Here is a 15,729-nt window from a genome sequence, read left to right on the forward strand (position 1 = left end):
TGTACTTCTACGCGGGGGTGCCCTGGTCGAGCTTGGAGAGGTCCACCGTCTCGTCGGCCGGCGGGGCCTTCACGTCGACCGGCTTGTCGTAGTCGGAGAACACCACCGAGCCGGGCTCGTCCCCGCCCTTCTTGACCATCTTGAGGATGTACGGCTTGCCCTGTTCGGAGACGGAGACCGTGGCCGTCTCGCCGCCGGGCTTCTTCTTCACCAGGGTCGCGACGGGGGTCCCGTCGACCTTGCCGTCCGGCCCGCGGGTCAGCCCGCTGCGCTCCTCCTTGTTCTTGCCGATGTCGGAGAGGAGCGACTTCAGGTCGCAGACGCTGCCGAGGTCCTCGCTGCCCGCCTGCCCCGGCGCGATCTTCAGCCAGCGGCCCTTGATCAGTTCGAGGGTGACCGTGATCTGCGGCTCCGACATGCCCTGGGAGGCCATGGAGGCCCGCCAGAAGGCCTCGTCGCCCTTCATGTACGTGACGTGGTCGACCCGGCGCAGTTCGGCGGTGCCGTCCTTGATCTTGATGAGGCCGGTGCACTCGCCGCTGTCGTTGACGGCGAAGTCGATGCCGATCGGCTGTCCCCCGCTGGCGACCCGGCCGGTCATGCGCAGGGACGTCGCGGACTGGGTGGCGGTCACGGCCCGCTCGGCGATCTCGTCGGGGGTGAGGCCCTTGAACGGATCCGGGGTCGAGGAGGGGGAGGGTGCGGCGGGGACGGCGGCGGGCGGCGGACCGTCCGCCACCGCCCAGGCCGCGACCGGTGCGGGCCCCGTGACGACGAGGGCGGCGCAGACGACCGCCGCCGCGCGGAGCTTTCGGTGGGACGCCATGCGGGCCTCCTCGCGTTCCCGGACCCCTGTCCACCAGGGTCGCCCCGCGCGCGCGTGCCCGCGACCGGGCCGGTCGCTCAGTCGACGACCTGGCGGCCCTCCGGCTGGGCGCTGCACGAGGCCCGGAAGGCGCAGGTCGTGCAGTGCTGGCCGGTGGTCGGGGTGAACCGCTCGTCGAGGACCCGGCCCGCCGCGTTGGCGAGCAGCTCGCCGACCCACTCCCCGGCCAGGGGCTCCTGCGCCTGGACCTTCGGCAGGGCGTCGCCGCCCTCCTTCTTCGGGGCGGCCTGCCGCAGCTGCACGAGTTCGGCGCCGCCCGGCTCCGGGCGTTCGCCGCCGAAGACCTCGTCGAGGGCACCCTCCCGCACCGCGAGCTGGTAGACGGCGAGCTGCGGGTGGTGGGCGACCTCGTCCTTGGTGGGGGCCGACTTGCCGGTCTTGAAGTCGACGACGTACGCGCGCCCGTGCTCGTCGGTCTCGACGCGGTCCATGGAGCCGCGGATGCGGACCTCGTACTCCCCGGCCTCCAGGGTCACGTCGAAGCCGTGCTCGGATGCGGCGGGAGTACGGCCGCCGCGGTCCATGACGTGCCAGCTCAGGAAGCGTTCCAGGGCCACGCGCGCGTGCTGCTTCTCCTGCGCCGACTTCCAGGGCGCGTCGAAGGCGAGCGCGTCCCACACGGAGTCCAGCCGGGCCATCAGGACGTCGAGGTCGGCCGGGGTGCGCCCGGAGGCGACCTCGTCGGCGAGGACGTGGACGACGTTCCCGAAGCCCTGGGCGGCGGTGGCCGGGGCCGACGCCTTGACCTCACGGCCCAGGAACCACTGGAGCGAGCAGGTGGAGACCAGGTTCTCCAGCGCGCTCGGCGACAGCGCCACCGGCCGCTCGCGGTCGCGCAGCGGCGTCGCGCTGTGCGTCGGGTCGAACAGGCCCCACCAGCGGTCCGGGTGCGCGGCCGGGACCAGCGGCTGGCCGTCCTCGTCGGTCAGCGCGGCGAGCCGGGCGAGCCGGTCGGCGGCCGCCTCGCGGAGCTCCGGCGAGGCCTCCGGGTCGACGGTGGTGGCGCGGAGCTCGGCGACCAGGGCGGAGACGGCGAGCGGGCGGCGCGGGCGGCCCGGGACGTCCTTCGGCTCGGCGCCGAGCTCGGTCAGGAAGCGGGACGGCTGGTCCCCGTCCTCGGCGGCGGCCTTCACCGCCGTGACGACGAGCCGGTCACGCGCGCGCGTGGCGGCGACGTAGAACAGCCGGCGCTCCTCGGCGAGGAGGGCGCCGGGGCTGAGCGGCTCGGCCAGGCCGTCGCGCCCGATGCGGTCCGCCTCCAGGAGGGAGCCCCGGCGGCGGAGGTCCGGCCAGAGGCCCTCCTGCACGCCGGCGACGACGACGAAGCTCCACTCCAGGCCCTTGGAGCGGTGGGCCGTCATCAGGCGGACCGCGTCCGGGCGGGTGTGTCGGCGGGTGAGGGTGTCGGCGGCGATGTCCTGGGCGTCGAGCTCCTCCAGGAAGTTGAGGACGCCCCGGCCGCCGACGCGCTCCTCGGCGCGGGCGGCGGTCTCGAAGAGGGCGCAGACGGCGTCGAGGTCACGGTCGGCGTTGCGCCCGGCGGGGCCGCCGCGGAGGGCGGCGCGCTCCAGGCGGCCGGGCCAGGGGGTGCCCTGCCAGAGCACCCAGAGGGCCTCCTCGGCGGTGCCGCCGGCGTCGAGCAGCGCGCGGGTCTCCTGGAGGAGCTGGCCGAGGCGGTGGGCGCCCCTGCTGTACGCGGGGTCGTGGGCGACCAGGCGCTCCGGCTGCGCCAGTGCCCGGGCGAGCAGGACGTCGGAGGGGGGCGGGACCTTGTTGCCCGCGGCTCGCTCCTCGTCGCGCAGGGCGCGGCCGAGCCTCCGGAGGTCGGCGGGGTCCACGCCTGCGAGGGGGGAGGCGAGCAGTTCGAGCGCCGTCTCCACGGGGAGCCAGACGGGCTCGCCGTCCGGCGCAGGCGCGGGATCGGAAGGAGGGGCCGACGGTGCGGCGCCGCTGTCGGGTGTTCCCGCAACGCCCGCCACCGCCCTCAGCGCCAGAAGCAGCGGCGTCACCGCCGGTTCGTGGCGCAGAGGGGTGTCCGCCGCGTCCGTCTCCACCGGGACGCCTGCCGAGGTGAGGGCGCGGCGGAGGGAGGGGAGGGAGGCGGCGGCGCGGGTGAGGACGGCCATGTCCTGCCAGGGGACGCCGTCCTCCAGGTGCGCGCGCCGCAGCAGGTCGGCGATGTTCTCGGCCTCCGCCGAGGCCGTGGGGTACGTGTACGCCTCCGCCCGGCCCCCGCCCCGGGTCGGAGCGAGTTCGCGGTGGGCGCGGACCTTGTCGGCGGGGAGCCGGGGCATCGGCATCCGCTGGGCGAGCTGCCGGGTCGCCCCGAGGAGCTCCGCACCCGAGCGGCGGGAGGTACGGAGGACCTGGACGGTCGCGCCGCCGAACGCGGACGGGAAGTCGAGGATGCCGTTCACGTCGGCGCCGCGGAAGGCGTAGATGGACTGGTCGGGGTCGCCGAAGGCGACGACCGTGGACCGGCCGCCGCCGGCGAGCGCGTGCAGGAGCCGGACCTGCGCGGGGTCGGTGTCCTGGTACTCGTCGACGTAGATCGCGTCGTACGCGGGCAGGCGGGAGTCCCGGGCGATCGGTACGGCCCGGTGGACGAGCTCGGCGTAGTCGAGGACGCCCTGGAGGTCGAGGACGTCGAGGTACTCGGCGAGGAAGCCGGCCGCCGCCTTCCAGTCCGGGCGGCCGACGCGGTCCGCGAAGCGGGCGAGGGCGTCCGGCCCGAGGCCCAGCTCGCGGGAGCGCGCGAGGACGGCCCGTACCTCGTCGGCGAAGCCGCGGGTGGTGAGGCAGGCGCGGAGTTCGTCGGGCCAGCGGACCCGGCCGAGGCCCGCCTTCTCCAGGTCGATCTGGCCGGCGAGCAGCTCGCGGACGGCGAGGTCCTGCTCGGGTCCGGAGAGCAGCCGGAGGGGTTCGGCGAAGAGCTCGGCGTCCTGGTGGGCGCGGATCAGGGCGTAGCAGTACGAGTGGAAGGTCGTCGCCTGCGGCGGGCGGCGGCCGCCGAGCCGGGCGGCCATGCGGTCGCGGAGCTCGACGGCGGCCTTGCGGCTGAAGGTGAGGACGAGGAGGCGCTCGGGGTCGGCGCCGTTCTCCATGCGGGCGGCGACCGCCTCGACCAGCGTGGTCGTCTTGCCGGTGCCGGGTCCGGCGAGGACGAGGAGAGGTCCGCCGGTGTGGTCAACCACGTGCCGCTGGACTGCGTCCAGCTGAGGGGGATCCAGCGGGGCCGGCGTGGTGCGCACCAGTCGGTACGCGCCCGGGGTCCGCTGCCGTCCCGGACCCGGGTACGGCTGTCCCTGGTGCGGCGGCGTACGCCGGGTGGTGGAGGAGGAGCTCACGTGGATCGCCGGTCCTGGTGGGTGTGGTGGTGCGGGTGAGGCGGCCGTGTGCCGTGGCCGCCGCCTCGGGAGACGCGAACGCCGACGTTACGCGAAGCGGGCCGCCGACGAGCCGTACTCCGTACCGCGTCCACCCCCACGGGCCCGCCCTGGCCGGGCCGACCGGGGCGGGGCCCTCAGGTGTGAGTTCCGGCACCCCCGCCGGAGTCCGCGCCGCCGTCCCAGCGCGCCCGCCGCATGTCGATCCTCGGCACGTGCCCCTCGGCCGACGGGCCCGCCGCGCGCAGCGGGGTGCCCTCCTCGCGGTAGTGGTCGAGGGCGCGCAGCTCGTGCCCGGGCAGCAGCGTGCCGTCGGCGCGGACCACCCGCCACCACGGCGCCGCCCCGCCGTACAGGGCCATGACGCGGCCCACCTGGCGGGGTCCGCCCTCGCCGATCCACTCGGCGACGTCGCCGTAGGTCATCACGCGGCCGGGAGGGATCGCGTCGGCGACGTCGAGCACCCGCTCCGCGTACTCGGGCAGTTCTCCGGTCTCCCCCACGGGCTCCTCCATGCTCATCCGCACCATCCTGCCTCACCCCACCGACATGGCCCTGATGCCTCCGCGCGGCGGCTCTTCGTGCCACCATCGTCCGGGCGGTGACTGGTGATACGAGATCAAGAGCGACAAGTACAAGAACAAGACGTACAAGAACGTGATCGACAAGACGCACAGGCAGAGACGGACATGGTGATGGGGCAGGACACGCAGCCTCCTGGCGGGGCTCAGCCCGACGTGCCCGAGCGGGTCTCCGGTGACGAGCCGCTGCTCGCCGCCCGCGTCCACCGGCCCTCCGACCTGATGCGGCTCCTCGTCGGTCTGCTCGCGATCGGGCTCGTCATCGCCGTCGCCGCCTTCGCCCACGCCACGACCTCGGGTCTCGAGCAGGACATCAACAAGGGCGCGACCGGCACGCCGGACGTGTTCGTCAAGATCGCCGGTCTCGTCTCGTCCATCGCCGTCCTGCTCGTGCCGGTCGCCTTCGCCATCGAGCGGCTGATCAAAAGGGACGGGCTGCGGATCGCCGACGGCGTCCTCGCCGCCGTCCTGGCGCACGGCGTCACCCTCGCCACCGACCTCTGGGTCGCCCAGGCCGCGCCCGGCACGATCCAGGACGCGCTGACCCAGCCGCAGTCCGGCGGCGGGCTCACGGACCCGGTGCACAACTACCTCGCGCCGGTCATCGCGTACATGACCGCCGTCGGCATGGCCCGCAGACCCCGCTGGCGGGTGTCGCTCTGGGTGGTGCTGCTGCTCGACGCGTTCACGATGCTGGTGGCCGGCTACACCACCGCCCTCTCGATCATCCTCACCGTCCTGATCGGCTGGACCGTGGCGTACGGCACGCTGTACGCGGTCGGCTCGCCGAACGTCCGGCCCACCGGGCAGACCCTCCTCGCCGGACTGCGCCGGGTCGGCTTCCGGCCGGTGACCGCGCTGCGCGCCGAGGGCGTGCCCGACGCCGCCGACAGCGGCGACCGGGGCCGCCGGTACATCGTGACCCTGGAGGACGGGCCGCCGCTCGACGTCACCGTCGTCGACCGCGAGCAGCAGGCACACGGCTTCTTCTACCGCGCCTGGCGACGGATCTCGCTGCGGACGATCACCACCCGCCGCTCGATCGTCTCGCTGCGCCAGGCCCTGGAGCAGGAGGCGCTCCTCGCGTACGCGGCGATCGCCGCCGGGGCGAACGCGCCGAAGCTGATCGCCACCTCGGAGCTCGGCCCGGACGCCGTGATGCTCGTGTACGAGCACATCGGCGGCCGCAGCCTGGACTCGCTCGACGACGCCGAGATCACCGACGAGCTGGTCCACAGCGCCTGGCGGCAGGTCCGGGCGCTGCAGTCGCGCCGGATCGCGCACCGCCGGCTCACCGGGGACGCGATTCTGGTGGATCGTTCCGGCAGGGTGATCCTCACCGATCTGCGGGGCGGCGAGATCGCGGCCGGCGACCTGATCCTGCGGATGGACATCGCCCAGCTGCTCACCACCCTCGGTCTGCGGGTGGGGGCGGAGCGGGCGGTCACCGCGGCCGTCGAGGTGCTCGGCCCGGACAGCGTCGCCGACTGTCTGCCGCTGCTCCAGCCGATCGCCCTGAGCCGCTCCACGCGCGCGACGCTGCGGAAGCTGGCGCGGGAGCGGTCCGCGCGGGAGCGCGAGGCCGTGCTCGCGGCCTCGGAGGCGGCCAAGCACGAGCGGGAGCTCGCGAAGGCCGAGGCGGCGGCGGACAGGAAGGCCGTACGGGCGGAGACGAAGGCCGAGAAGAAGGCGGACAAGAAGGCCGAGAAGCGGGCCCTGGACACCGCCCTGGACGAGGCCCGCGAGGAGGACCTGCTCGCGCAGATCCGGCAGCAGGTGCTGCTGATCCGCCCGCAGGCCCCGGTGGAGCCGGTCCGTCTGGAGCGGATCAAGCCGCGGACCCTGGTCAGCATGATCGCGGGCGCGGTCGCCGCGTACTTCCTGCTCTCGCAGATCGCCCGTACGCCGCTGTCGACGGTCAGCGAGGCGGACTGGCGCTGGGTGTCGGCCGCCGTGCTGTTCTCGGCGCTCAGCTACGTGGCGGCGGCGATGGCCCTGCTCGGCTTCGTGCCCGAGCGGGTCGGGTTCTGGCGGACGGTGGCGGCGCAGGTCGCCGGCTCCTTCGTGAAGATCGTCGCCCCCGCGGCGGTCGGCGGCGTCGCGCTCAACACCCGCTTCCTCCAGCGCACGGGCGTACGCCCGGGGCTCGCGGTCGCGAGCGTCGGCGCCTCGCAGCTCTTCCAGCTCGGGGCGCACATCCTGCTCCTGCTCTCCTTCGGCTATCTGACGGGCACGGAGAAGTCGCAGTCCTTCACCCCGTCGAGGACGGTCATCGCCGGACTCCTGACGGTCGCGGTGCTCGTCCTGGTGGTGACGGCCATCCCGTTCATGCGCAAGTTCGTGTCGACGCGGCTGCGCTCGCTCTTCGCCGGTGTGGTGCCGCGCATGCTGGACGTGCTCCAGCGGCCCCTGAAGCTGGCGACGGGCATCGGCGGGATGCTGCTCCTCACCGGCGTGTTCGTGCTCTGCCTGGACGCCTCCATCCGGGCCTTCGCGCACGACGGCCAGACGCTCAGCTACGCGAGCGTGGCCGTCGTCTTCCTCGCGGGCAACGCGCTCGGTTCGGCGGCGCCGACGCCGGGCGGTGTCGGTGCGGTCGAGGGCGCGCTCACCTTCGGCCTGGTGGCGGTGGGCCTGCCGATCGAGGTCGCGACCCCGGCGGTGCTCCTGTACCGCCTGCTGACGCTGTGGCTCCCGGTGCTGCCGGGATGGATCTGCTTCAACTGGCTGACCAAGCAGGAAGCCCTGTAGGGGATCCGGCGCGCCACCCACTTGGACCTCCGTCCCGCGCGGGGGCGGGGGCGGCGGACCACGATGGGCCTATGCCGAACTCCGCCGCCCAGCGTGCCGCCCTGTTCGCCGCCACCACCGTGCTGCTCGCCGCCGGCTGCTCGGACGGGGGCAGCGGTGCGGCGGAGCCGGTGACACCGACCGGTTCCGGGCTCTCGGCGCTGACGTCGCAGAAGCTGTCCTGGGCGCCGTGTCCGGCGCCGTCCGCCGCCGAGGGCGGCGGGGCCGCGCCCTCCCCGCTGCCCGGGGGCACCGCCTGGGAGTGCTCCTTCCTCCAGGCTCCCCTCGACTGGTCGGCGCCGGATGGCGAGACCATCGAACTGGCCCTCATCCGGGCCAAGGCCCGTGACGCCTCCCGGCGCATCGGCTCGCTCGTCTTCAACTTCGGCGGGCCCGGCGGCTCCGGCATCACCGGCCTGCCCGGTTTCGCGAAGGACTACGAGACCCTGCGCAGCCGCTACGACCTGGTCTCCTTCGACCCGCGCGGGGTCGGCCGCAGCGATCCCGTCGAGTGCGCCACCGACAAGGAGCTCGACGCCTACTACGCCCTGGACTTCACGCCCGACGACACCGCCGAGGAGCGGACGCTGTCCGACGCGCAGAAGCGGTACGCGACGGGCTGCGAGCAGAACTCGGGCCCGGCCCTGCCGCACGTCGGCACGGAGAACGCGGCCCGGGACATGGACCTGATGCGCCAGGTCCTCGGCGACGAGAAGCTGCACTACTTCGGCATCTCGTACGGCACGGAACTCGGCGGCGTCTACGCCCACATGTTCCCGAAGAACGTGGGCCGGGCCGTCTTCGACGCGGTCGTCGACCCGAAGGCGGGCGTCGAGGACGGCGCCCTCGGCCAGGCGAAGGGCTTCCAGCTCGCGCTGGACAACTTCGCCCAGGACTGCGTGGACCGCGGCGATGAGTGCACCCTGCCCGGCACCAGCGTCGCCGAGATCGAGGCGGGGATCACGGACCTCCTCGCGTCCCTCGACAAGAAGCCGATCCCCGGGATCGGCGACCGGCAGCTGACGCAGACGCAGGCCACCAACGGCATCGCGCAGGCCCTGTACTCGAAGGAGTTCTGGCCGTATCTGGAGCAGGGGCTCGACGCGGCCGACGGCGGCGACGGAGGGCTGCTGCTCTCCCTGTCCGACTCGATGAACGGGCGCGGCGAGAACGGCTCCTACAGCAACATCCAGGCGGCGAACGCGGCCATCAACTGCGTGGACTACAAGGAGCGCTACACCCTGGGGCAGGCGAAGGAGCGGCTTCCCCAGTTCCGCGAGGCCTCCCCCGTCTTCGGCGACTTCATGGGCTGGGCGCTCGCGAGCTGCGCGAACTGGCCGGTGCCGGGACTGTGGGACCACCCGGACGTCTCGGCGCCGGGCTCGGCGCCGATCCTGGTCGTCGGGAACACCGGCGACCCGGCCACGCCGTACGCGGGCGCCCGGTCGATGGTGGACGCGCTCGGGAAGGGCGTCGGCGTGGAGCTGACGTACGAGGGCGAGGGCCACGGCGCGTACAACAGCGGCAGCGCGTGCGTGAAGCAGGCGGTGGACGCGTACCTGCTCGAGGGGAAGGTCCCGGCCTCGGGCACGGTCTGCAAGAAGTGACCGGTCCCGCGCATGTGGAAGGCCCCGGACCGCATCGACGGTCCGGGGCCTTCCGCACGTCCTAGTAGACCGGCTTCTCGGGCTCGATCTGGTGGACCCAGCCGATCACGCCGCCGCCGACGTGGACCGCGTCCGCGAAGCCCGCGGACTTGAGCACCGCGAGGACTTCCGCACTGCGGACACCCGTCTTGCAATGCAGGACGATCCGCTTGTCCTGCGGGAGGTCCTGGAGGGCGTTGCCCATCAGGAACTCGTTCTTCGGGATCAGGCGCGCGCCGGGGATCGAGACGATCTCGTACTCGTTCGGCTCGCGGACGTCGATGATGTCGATCTTCTCGTCCGCGTCGATCCACTCCTTGAGCTGCTTGGGAGTGATCGTGGAGCCGAGCGCCGCCTCCTGGGCCTCCTCGGACACGACGCCGCAGAAGGCCTCGTAGTCGATGAGCTCGGTGACGGTCGGGTTCTCGCCGCAGACCGCGCAGTTGGGGTCCTTGCGGACCTTGACCTGGCGGTACTGCATCTCCAGGGCGTCGTAGATCATCAGGCGGCCGACCAGCGGGTCGCCCACGCCGGCCAGGACCTTGATGGCCTCGGTGACCTGGATGGAGCCGATGGACGCGCAGAGCACGCCCAGGACGCCGCCCTCGGCGCAGGACGGGACCATGCCCGGCGGCGGGGGCTCCGGGTAGAGGCAGCGGTAGCAGGGGCCGTACTCGGACCAGAAGACCGAGGCCTGGCCGTCGAAGCGGTAGATCGAGCCCCAGACGTACGGCTTGTTCAGCAGCACGCAGGCGTCGTTCACCAGGTAGCGGGTGGCGAAGTTGTCCGTGCCGTCGACGATCAGGTCGTACTGGCTGAAGATGTCCATCACGTTGTCGGCCTCGAGCCGCTCCTCGTGAAGGATCACGTTCACGTACGGGTTGATGCCGAGGACGGAGTCCTTCGCGGACTCGGCCTTGGAGCGGCCGATGTCGGCCTGGCTGTGGATGATCTGGCGCTGGAGGTTCGACTCGTCGACCTCGTCGAACTCCACGATGCCGAGCGTGCCCACGCCGGCGGCGGCCAGGTACATCAGGGCCGGGGAGCCGAGGCCGCCGGCGCCGACACACAGCACCTTGGCGTTCTTCAGCCGCTTCTGCCCGTCCATCCCGACGTCCGGGATGATCAGGTGGCGGGAGTACCTGCGGACCTCGTCTACGGTGAGCTCGGCAGCCGGCTCGACCAGGGGTGGCAGCGACACGGGGACTCCGGTGGTCGGGATGTCAGTACGGTTGTTCTCCCCGTAACACTGCCACGCCCCTTCTCATTCCGAGACACCCGGTCCGATCCGCGAGACGATTTCGTCCCAGTAGCCGGGCAGCGTATGGAAATGGTCGCTTTGTCCCGCACGCGCGGGACGGTCCGTGAAGAAGATCGTCCCCGCCCCCTGCCAGCGGGCGATCCGCAGCGCCTCGTCCAGGTGGGTGCGCGGAATGCCGTGGACGAGGTGGACGAACTTGGCCTCCGTGTACTCGGCGGTCCACTCCGCCACCTGCGACCAGCGGTAGTCCACCCAGGAGCCGGAGAAGGTCACCAGCTGGTCGGCGGCCTCGGCGTACCCCGGGTGGGGGTGGGTGCCGTGGGCGAGGACGAGGTGGGCCTCGCCGCCGAGCACGGCCTCCAGGGTCGCGGTGAGCCGCCGCGTCCCGGCCAGGTCGGCCCGGTCGGCGGGGGCGCGGTCCAGGTAGAAGCCGCCGACCTTGTACCAGTCGAGGAAGCGGTGGGCGTCCGAGACGAGCTCCCCCAAGGGGCGGGCGCCGTACGCCAGGTCCAGGTGCCCGAGGACCTTGACCCCCGCGTTCCGCAGCTTCCCGGCGACCTCCAGGCAGTGCGGGTCGGGCCGGCTCCCGGGGCCGTCCGCCACGTTGAGCACCGCCCAGTGCAGCGGGGTCCCGGGGCGGGTCAGCTCGGCCCACTCGACGGGGGCGAGCAGCGGATGGGCGTAGCCGGGGACGCCGAAGCCGAGCGCCTGCAGGGCCCCGGTGGCCGTGGTCGTCGTCAGATGCGACACGCCGCCTCCATCCAGATGTCGGCGAGGGACTCCTCCAGGTTGATCCGGGGCCGCCAGCCGAGCCGGTCGCGGGCGGTGCGGACGTCGGCCTGCTGCCAGGGCCCGCAGCCGTCGGGGTACGGGTACGGGGCGGAGGCCAGCTGCTCGGCGATCGTCCCCTCGGTGCGGGGGGCGCCGATCATCGGGCGCTGCGGGATGCCGTGCGGGCCGTCCAGCTCGTGCAGGTTGCCCGCGTAGCCGGCGACCCGGGCGAGGACGGCGGCGGCGTCCCGGAGCTTGACCGCGCGGCCGGTGCCGATGTTGACGACGCCCTGCGCGGCGGAGAGCGAGGCCGCGTGGACGGCCCTCGCCACGTCCCGTACGTCGACGAAGTCCCGCTGCACGCCGAGGCCGCTGAGCTTGAGCTCGCCGTCCCCGGCCTGCATCGCGCGGCGCATCGCCTCGGCGAGGCGGCCGAGCGGGGAGCCGGCGGGCGTGCCGGGACCGACGGGCGAGAAGACCCGCAGGACGACGGCGTCGAGGCCCGAGCCGAGGACCAGCTCGGTCGCGGCGAGCTTCGACACGCCGTACGGGCCGCCGGGGCGCGGGATCGCGTCCTCGGCCGTGGAGGAGCCGGGCTGACTCGGCCCGTACTCCGAGGCGCAGCCGACCTGGACGAGCCGGGCCCCGCACCCGCTGCGGCGCAGGGCCTCGCAGACGGTGGCGACGGCGACGGTGTTGTGCCGGGTCAGCTCGCGGGCGCCGCCGCGGGTGGCTCCGGCACAGTTGACGACGACGCCGGGGTGGACGGCGTCCAGGAAGCGGGTGAGCGCGCCGGGGCTGCCGGAGGCGAGGTCGAAGCGCACGTCGGCGTCGTCGCCCCGGCCGAGCGCGGTGAGGTGGACGGCCGGGTCGGCGAGCAGCCGGTCGGCGACGAAACGTCCGATGAAGCCGTTGGCTCCGAGCAGTAGCACCCTCATCGTGCGGCCCCTACGTGCCGACCGGCCGGTCCTTGGGATTGAGGGGTCATGGTCTTCTGTCTCCTTGCGGGGTGATGAGAGAGGTGACGGGGCACGCCCGCGGCGTCGGCTCCGCGGGTGGGCGGGGTCTTCATGGGGGCTGCGTGGGGGTCTTCATGGGGGGCTTCGTGGGGGCTCTTCACGGGGCGGCGTGGGCGGAGGCCCGGGCGAGGGAGCCGGTCGCGTGGGCCAGGAGGCCGAGCGCGGCGGCGCCGCAGACGAGGGTGGGTACGGCCCCGGGGCCCCAGGCCCCGACGAGGGCGCGCGCCGGGGCGGCGAGCGCGTCGAAGCCGGGGAGGGGGACCCGGGCGGCGAGGACGCTCGCGGGGCCGAGGGCCTCGCCGGCACAGGCGGCACCGAGGGCGGCGGAGGCCGTCTCGGGGTGGCCGTGGACGGTGAGGAGCCGGGCGAGCAGCAGGAGCGCCCCGAGTGCGAGGGCCCCGGAGCTGAAGCCGGTGAGGGCGAGCAGGCCGGCGAGGGCGAGGAGCTGGAGGGTCACGGTGCCGAGGAGCAGCGGCCGGGTGGTGGCGGCGAAGTCGGCGAGGCCACGGCTGTCGGTGATGCGGCGGCGGGCCCGGCTCGCGAAGAGGTGGGCGCCCCAGGCGGCGGGCGCGACGGCGAGGGCGAGGCCCAGGAGGGGCGCGGGGGCGAGCTCCCAGAACCCGTCGGGTCCGCCGCTGAGGACCTGCTCCAGGAGTCCGTCGCCGCCGACCGCGTACGCCAGGAGCCAGAGGGTCCAGAGCCGGGCGGCGGGCACGGCCGCTCCGTCGGGGGCGCGGAAGGGGCCCTGCCGGACGGCGAGCAGCAGCGCCCCGCCGAGGGCCAGGGCCCCGGCGACGCCGACGGCGGTCCGGACGGGCCCGTAGCTGAAGGTCAGTCCGAGCCCGGCGAGCCCGGCGACCCCACCGGGGGCGAGCACGGCGAGCGCCCAGGGCGCGCGGGCCCGCTCCGGCTCCGCGGCGGGCACGGGCTTCTCCTGTCCGCGCGGCACGCGCGCGTACAGCTCCTCGGCGAGCGAGAACACGTCCCGGTGCCGGAAGCGGGCGGCGGTCCGGTCGGTGAACCCCTGCGCTTCGAGTCCGGCGGCGATCTCCAACGGGTCGACGGCCCGCTCGCAGAGCTCCCGGTGCCGGTGCATGAGCACTTTGACGGGGTCGGCGTGGCCGCGCCGGCTCCGGGGGCGGGCGGGGGCGGTGTCCGTGAGGGCGGGCGCGGGCAGGTGCGCGACGGCGTCCGCGCGGGAGCCGGTGCGGGGTTCGGAGTCGGCCGGGCCGGCCAGGTGCGGCATGTCGGCCCGGTCCGGTTCCGGGAGAGGGTCCTTCGGGTCGGCCGACCCCGTCACGGCGGCGTGGTCCGGAGCCGGGTGCGGGTCCAGGTCCTCCTGGTCCGCCGGATCAGGGTCCGGAACCTCCGGCGTGGTCCAGGCCGCCCCCGGGGTCGGGGCTATCCCGGAGGGTGCGGCGTCGACGGGGTCCTCGGGGGCGGGGGCGCGCAGGTCGAGGGTGCCGGCCGCCGTGAGGGCGGGGGTGCCGAGGAGGGCTTCGGAGCGGGCGTCCCAGGCTCCGGGGCTCGTCGGGGCGGCGGAGCCGCGCATGGGGGTGTCTCCTTCAGGCATCGGGGGCTCCCGTCCCGGCGGTCACGGCCTTGTGCGCCCAGCTGCCCGGCACATGGGCCTCGGCCGGGTGGGCGAAGGGGACGCCGTCCCCGGGGCGGTGGCGGACCGGCGCGTGGGAGAGGAGTTCGAGGTAGATGCCGCGGAACGCGGCGAGGTTCTGTTCGACGGTGAAGAGTTCGAGCGCGCGGGCGCGGGCGGCGGCGCCGAGCCGGTGACGGCGCTCGGGGTCGCGGAGCAGCGCGAGGCAGGCGTCGGCGAGCGCCCGGGGGTTGCGCGGGGGGACGACGAGGCCGGTGCCGCCGACGATCTCGACGACGGCGCCGACGTCCGTGGAAACGGTGGCCCGTGCGCAGAACATCGCTTCGACGAGGCTCGCGGGGAAGCCCTCGACGAGGCTGGACATGACGACGAGCGCGCCGGAGGCGTAGGTGTCCTCGAGCGTGGGCGCCTCGGGACCGCCGAGCTCCTCGAAGGTGACGGGGTTCTCGCCGACGGCGTGCGCCCCGGTGGCCTCGTCGGGGAAGAGCTGGGCGGCGAGCCCCTTGCAGTACGTGAGGTGGCCGGCGCCGCCGTCGCGGTCCGGCACGGCGACGATCCGCAGCCGGGCGTCGGGCTGTCGGGCCCGGATCTCCGCGAAGGCGTGGAGGAGTCCGATGAGGTCCTTGGCGGGTTCGACGCGGCCGACCCAGACGAGCGTGGCGGGGTCGCCGCTCTCCTCGTCCTCGCCGACCTCGGCGAAACGGTCGGCGGCCATGCCGGGATGGACGGTGCGGATACGGGCCCGGTCGGCGCCGCACTTCTCCTGCCAGCGGCGGGCGTGGGCGTTGCCGGGGGTGAGGAGGGCGGCCTGCCGGTAGATCTCGCCGGCGAGCCTGCCGTGGAGGGCGGCGAGCAGGGTGCGCAGGGGGGCGGAGCGGTCGGCGCCGGCCGTGGAGAGGTAGTGGGCGCGGAGCGGCACGCCGTACTCGGTCACGAGCAGCGGGGTGCCGAAGAAGCGTTTGGCCAGCAGCCCGGGGAGGGCCGTGGTGCCGCCGCCGGCGGCGTGGCAGAGGTCGGCGGCGGCGAGCGCGTCGTCCTCGTACCAGTCGAGGGAGAGCGGGCGCAGGGCGCGCTCCAGGTGCTCGGCGAAGGCGAGGTGGTCGGCGAGCCCTGCGGCGGCCGCGCCCCGGCGTGCGCCGGGCGCGCGGCAGGCGGCCTCCAGGGCGCGGACGGCGTCGTCGGAGCGGAGGGCCCCGGGCAGTCCGCCGCGCTCGCGGGCGAGTTCGGCGAGGGCGTAGAGCCCGTCGGCGAAGGAGGTCCCGCCGCCTTCGGCGCCCTCGGCGTCCTCGACGCTCTCGGCGTCCTCGGCGCAGAGTCCGGTGACGAGCCGGTGGTAGGCCTCGGTGAAGCGGCGCCGGTCCTGGCGTCCGTAGGCCCGGCGGGAGACGCGCGGCTCGCAGAGGCCGGTGCGCTCGGGCGTCGGCGCGTCGGGGCCGCCGAGGTCGGCGGTGCGGGCGACGCGGGCGTTCGGCGGCAGGGGCAGCGGGGTGCCGGCCGGGCCGAGGGCGTAGAGGTCGAAGGAGTGCTGTCCGAGCCCGCGTACGAGCCGGTCGCACCAGCGTCCGGACTCACCGGTGGCGTACGGGTAGCCACCCTCCGTAAGCATTCCGATCCGCACGCGCGCACCCCCGATCTCCCTTGACGGCGGTCACCGTCGTCCCGGTGACCCGCAGCGGGAAGAACGTAAGCGGAGACACCGGTGGTGGGGGGGGGGGGGGGGGGGGGGGGCCCCCCCACGGGGGGGGTGAGCGTACAATAGAAACACCGACGCCGGGTG

Annotated in this window: 10 protein-coding genes; 2 read left to right on the forward strand and 8 right to left on the reverse strand. The window is 74.4% G+C overall.

The genetic code is table 11. The features are described 5' to 3' along the window. Positions 1–7: 7 nt before the first annotated feature. The 3 genes from GGE06_RS20270 to GGE06_RS20280 form a co-directional block, all read right to left on the reverse strand. Positions 8–826 carry a hypothetical protein gene (locus GGE06_RS20270; protein WP_116158973.1) on the reverse strand — a complete coding sequence of 273 codons (819 nt, stop codon included), beginning with the start codon at positions 824–826 and terminating at the stop codon, positions 8–10. Between the two features lie 77 nt (positions 827–903). Beyond that, positions 904–4,233: an ATP-dependent helicase gene (locus GGE06_RS20275; RefSeq protein ID WP_184931404.1), complete on the reverse strand. Its 3,330-nt coding sequence runs from the start codon at positions 4,231–4,233 to the stop codon at positions 904–906. 176 nt (positions 4,234–4,409) lie between these two features. Then, the gene (locus tag GGE06_RS20280; RefSeq protein WP_116158975.1) at positions 4,410–4,802 is read right to left on the reverse strand and encodes an MGMT family protein; all 393 of its coding nucleotides are present in this window, start codon (positions 4,800–4,802) and stop codon (positions 4,410–4,412) included. 159 nt (positions 4,803–4,961) lie between these two features. Between GGE06_RS20280 and GGE06_RS20285 the strand changes: the two genes are divergently transcribed. Further along, positions 4,962–7,604 carry a lysylphosphatidylglycerol synthase domain-containing protein gene (locus tag GGE06_RS20285; RefSeq protein WP_221518281.1) on the forward strand — a complete coding sequence of 881 codons (2,643 nt, stop codon included), beginning with the start codon at positions 4,962–4,964 and terminating at the stop codon, positions 7,602–7,604. A 71-nt stretch (positions 7,605–7,675) separates the two neighbouring features. Then, complete coding sequence (locus tag GGE06_RS20290; protein ID WP_116158977.1) at positions 7,676–9,250, forward strand: alpha/beta hydrolase; 1,575 nt, start codon at positions 7,676–7,678, stop codon at positions 9,248–9,250. A gap of 61 nt (positions 9,251–9,311) precedes the next feature. Here GGE06_RS20290 and moeZ read toward each other — a convergent pair whose 3' ends face one another. From moeZ to GGE06_RS20315, 5 genes are all read right to left on the reverse strand, one after another. Then, a complete protein-coding gene (gene moeZ / locus GGE06_RS20295) occupies positions 9,312–10,490 on the reverse strand; it encodes an adenylyltransferase/sulfurtransferase MoeZ (RefSeq protein WP_116158978.1) in 1,179 nt (392 codons plus the stop codon). A 63-nt stretch (positions 10,491–10,553) separates the two neighbouring features. Beyond that, the gene (locus tag GGE06_RS20300) at positions 10,554–11,300 is read right to left on the reverse strand and encodes a spherulation-specific family 4 protein (RefSeq protein WP_184931405.1); all 747 of its coding nucleotides are present in this window, start codon (positions 11,298–11,300) and stop codon (positions 10,554–10,556) included. Beyond that, complete coding sequence (locus GGE06_RS20305; protein ID WP_184931406.1) at positions 11,288–12,259, reverse strand: NAD-dependent epimerase/dehydratase family protein; 972 nt, start codon at positions 12,257–12,259, stop codon at positions 11,288–11,290. The genes GGE06_RS20300 and GGE06_RS20305 overlap by 13 nt, the downstream gene beginning before the upstream one ends. A 178-nt stretch (positions 12,260–12,437) precedes the next feature. Next, entirely contained in the window at positions 12,438–13,892 is a 1,455-nt protein-coding gene (locus GGE06_RS20310; protein ID WP_184931407.1) for a hypothetical protein, read from the reverse strand. A gap of 13 nt (positions 13,893–13,905) precedes the next feature. Next, entirely contained in the window at positions 13,906–15,570 is a 1,665-nt protein-coding gene (locus tag GGE06_RS20315; RefSeq protein ID WP_184931408.1) for a glycosyltransferase, read from the reverse strand. Positions 15,571–15,729 lie beyond the last annotated feature (159 nt).

The sequence above is a fragment of the Streptomyces nymphaeiformis genome (assembly GCF_014203895.1).
Lineage (GTDB): Bacteria > Actinomycetota > Actinomycetes > Streptomycetales > Streptomycetaceae > Streptomyces > Streptomyces nymphaeiformis.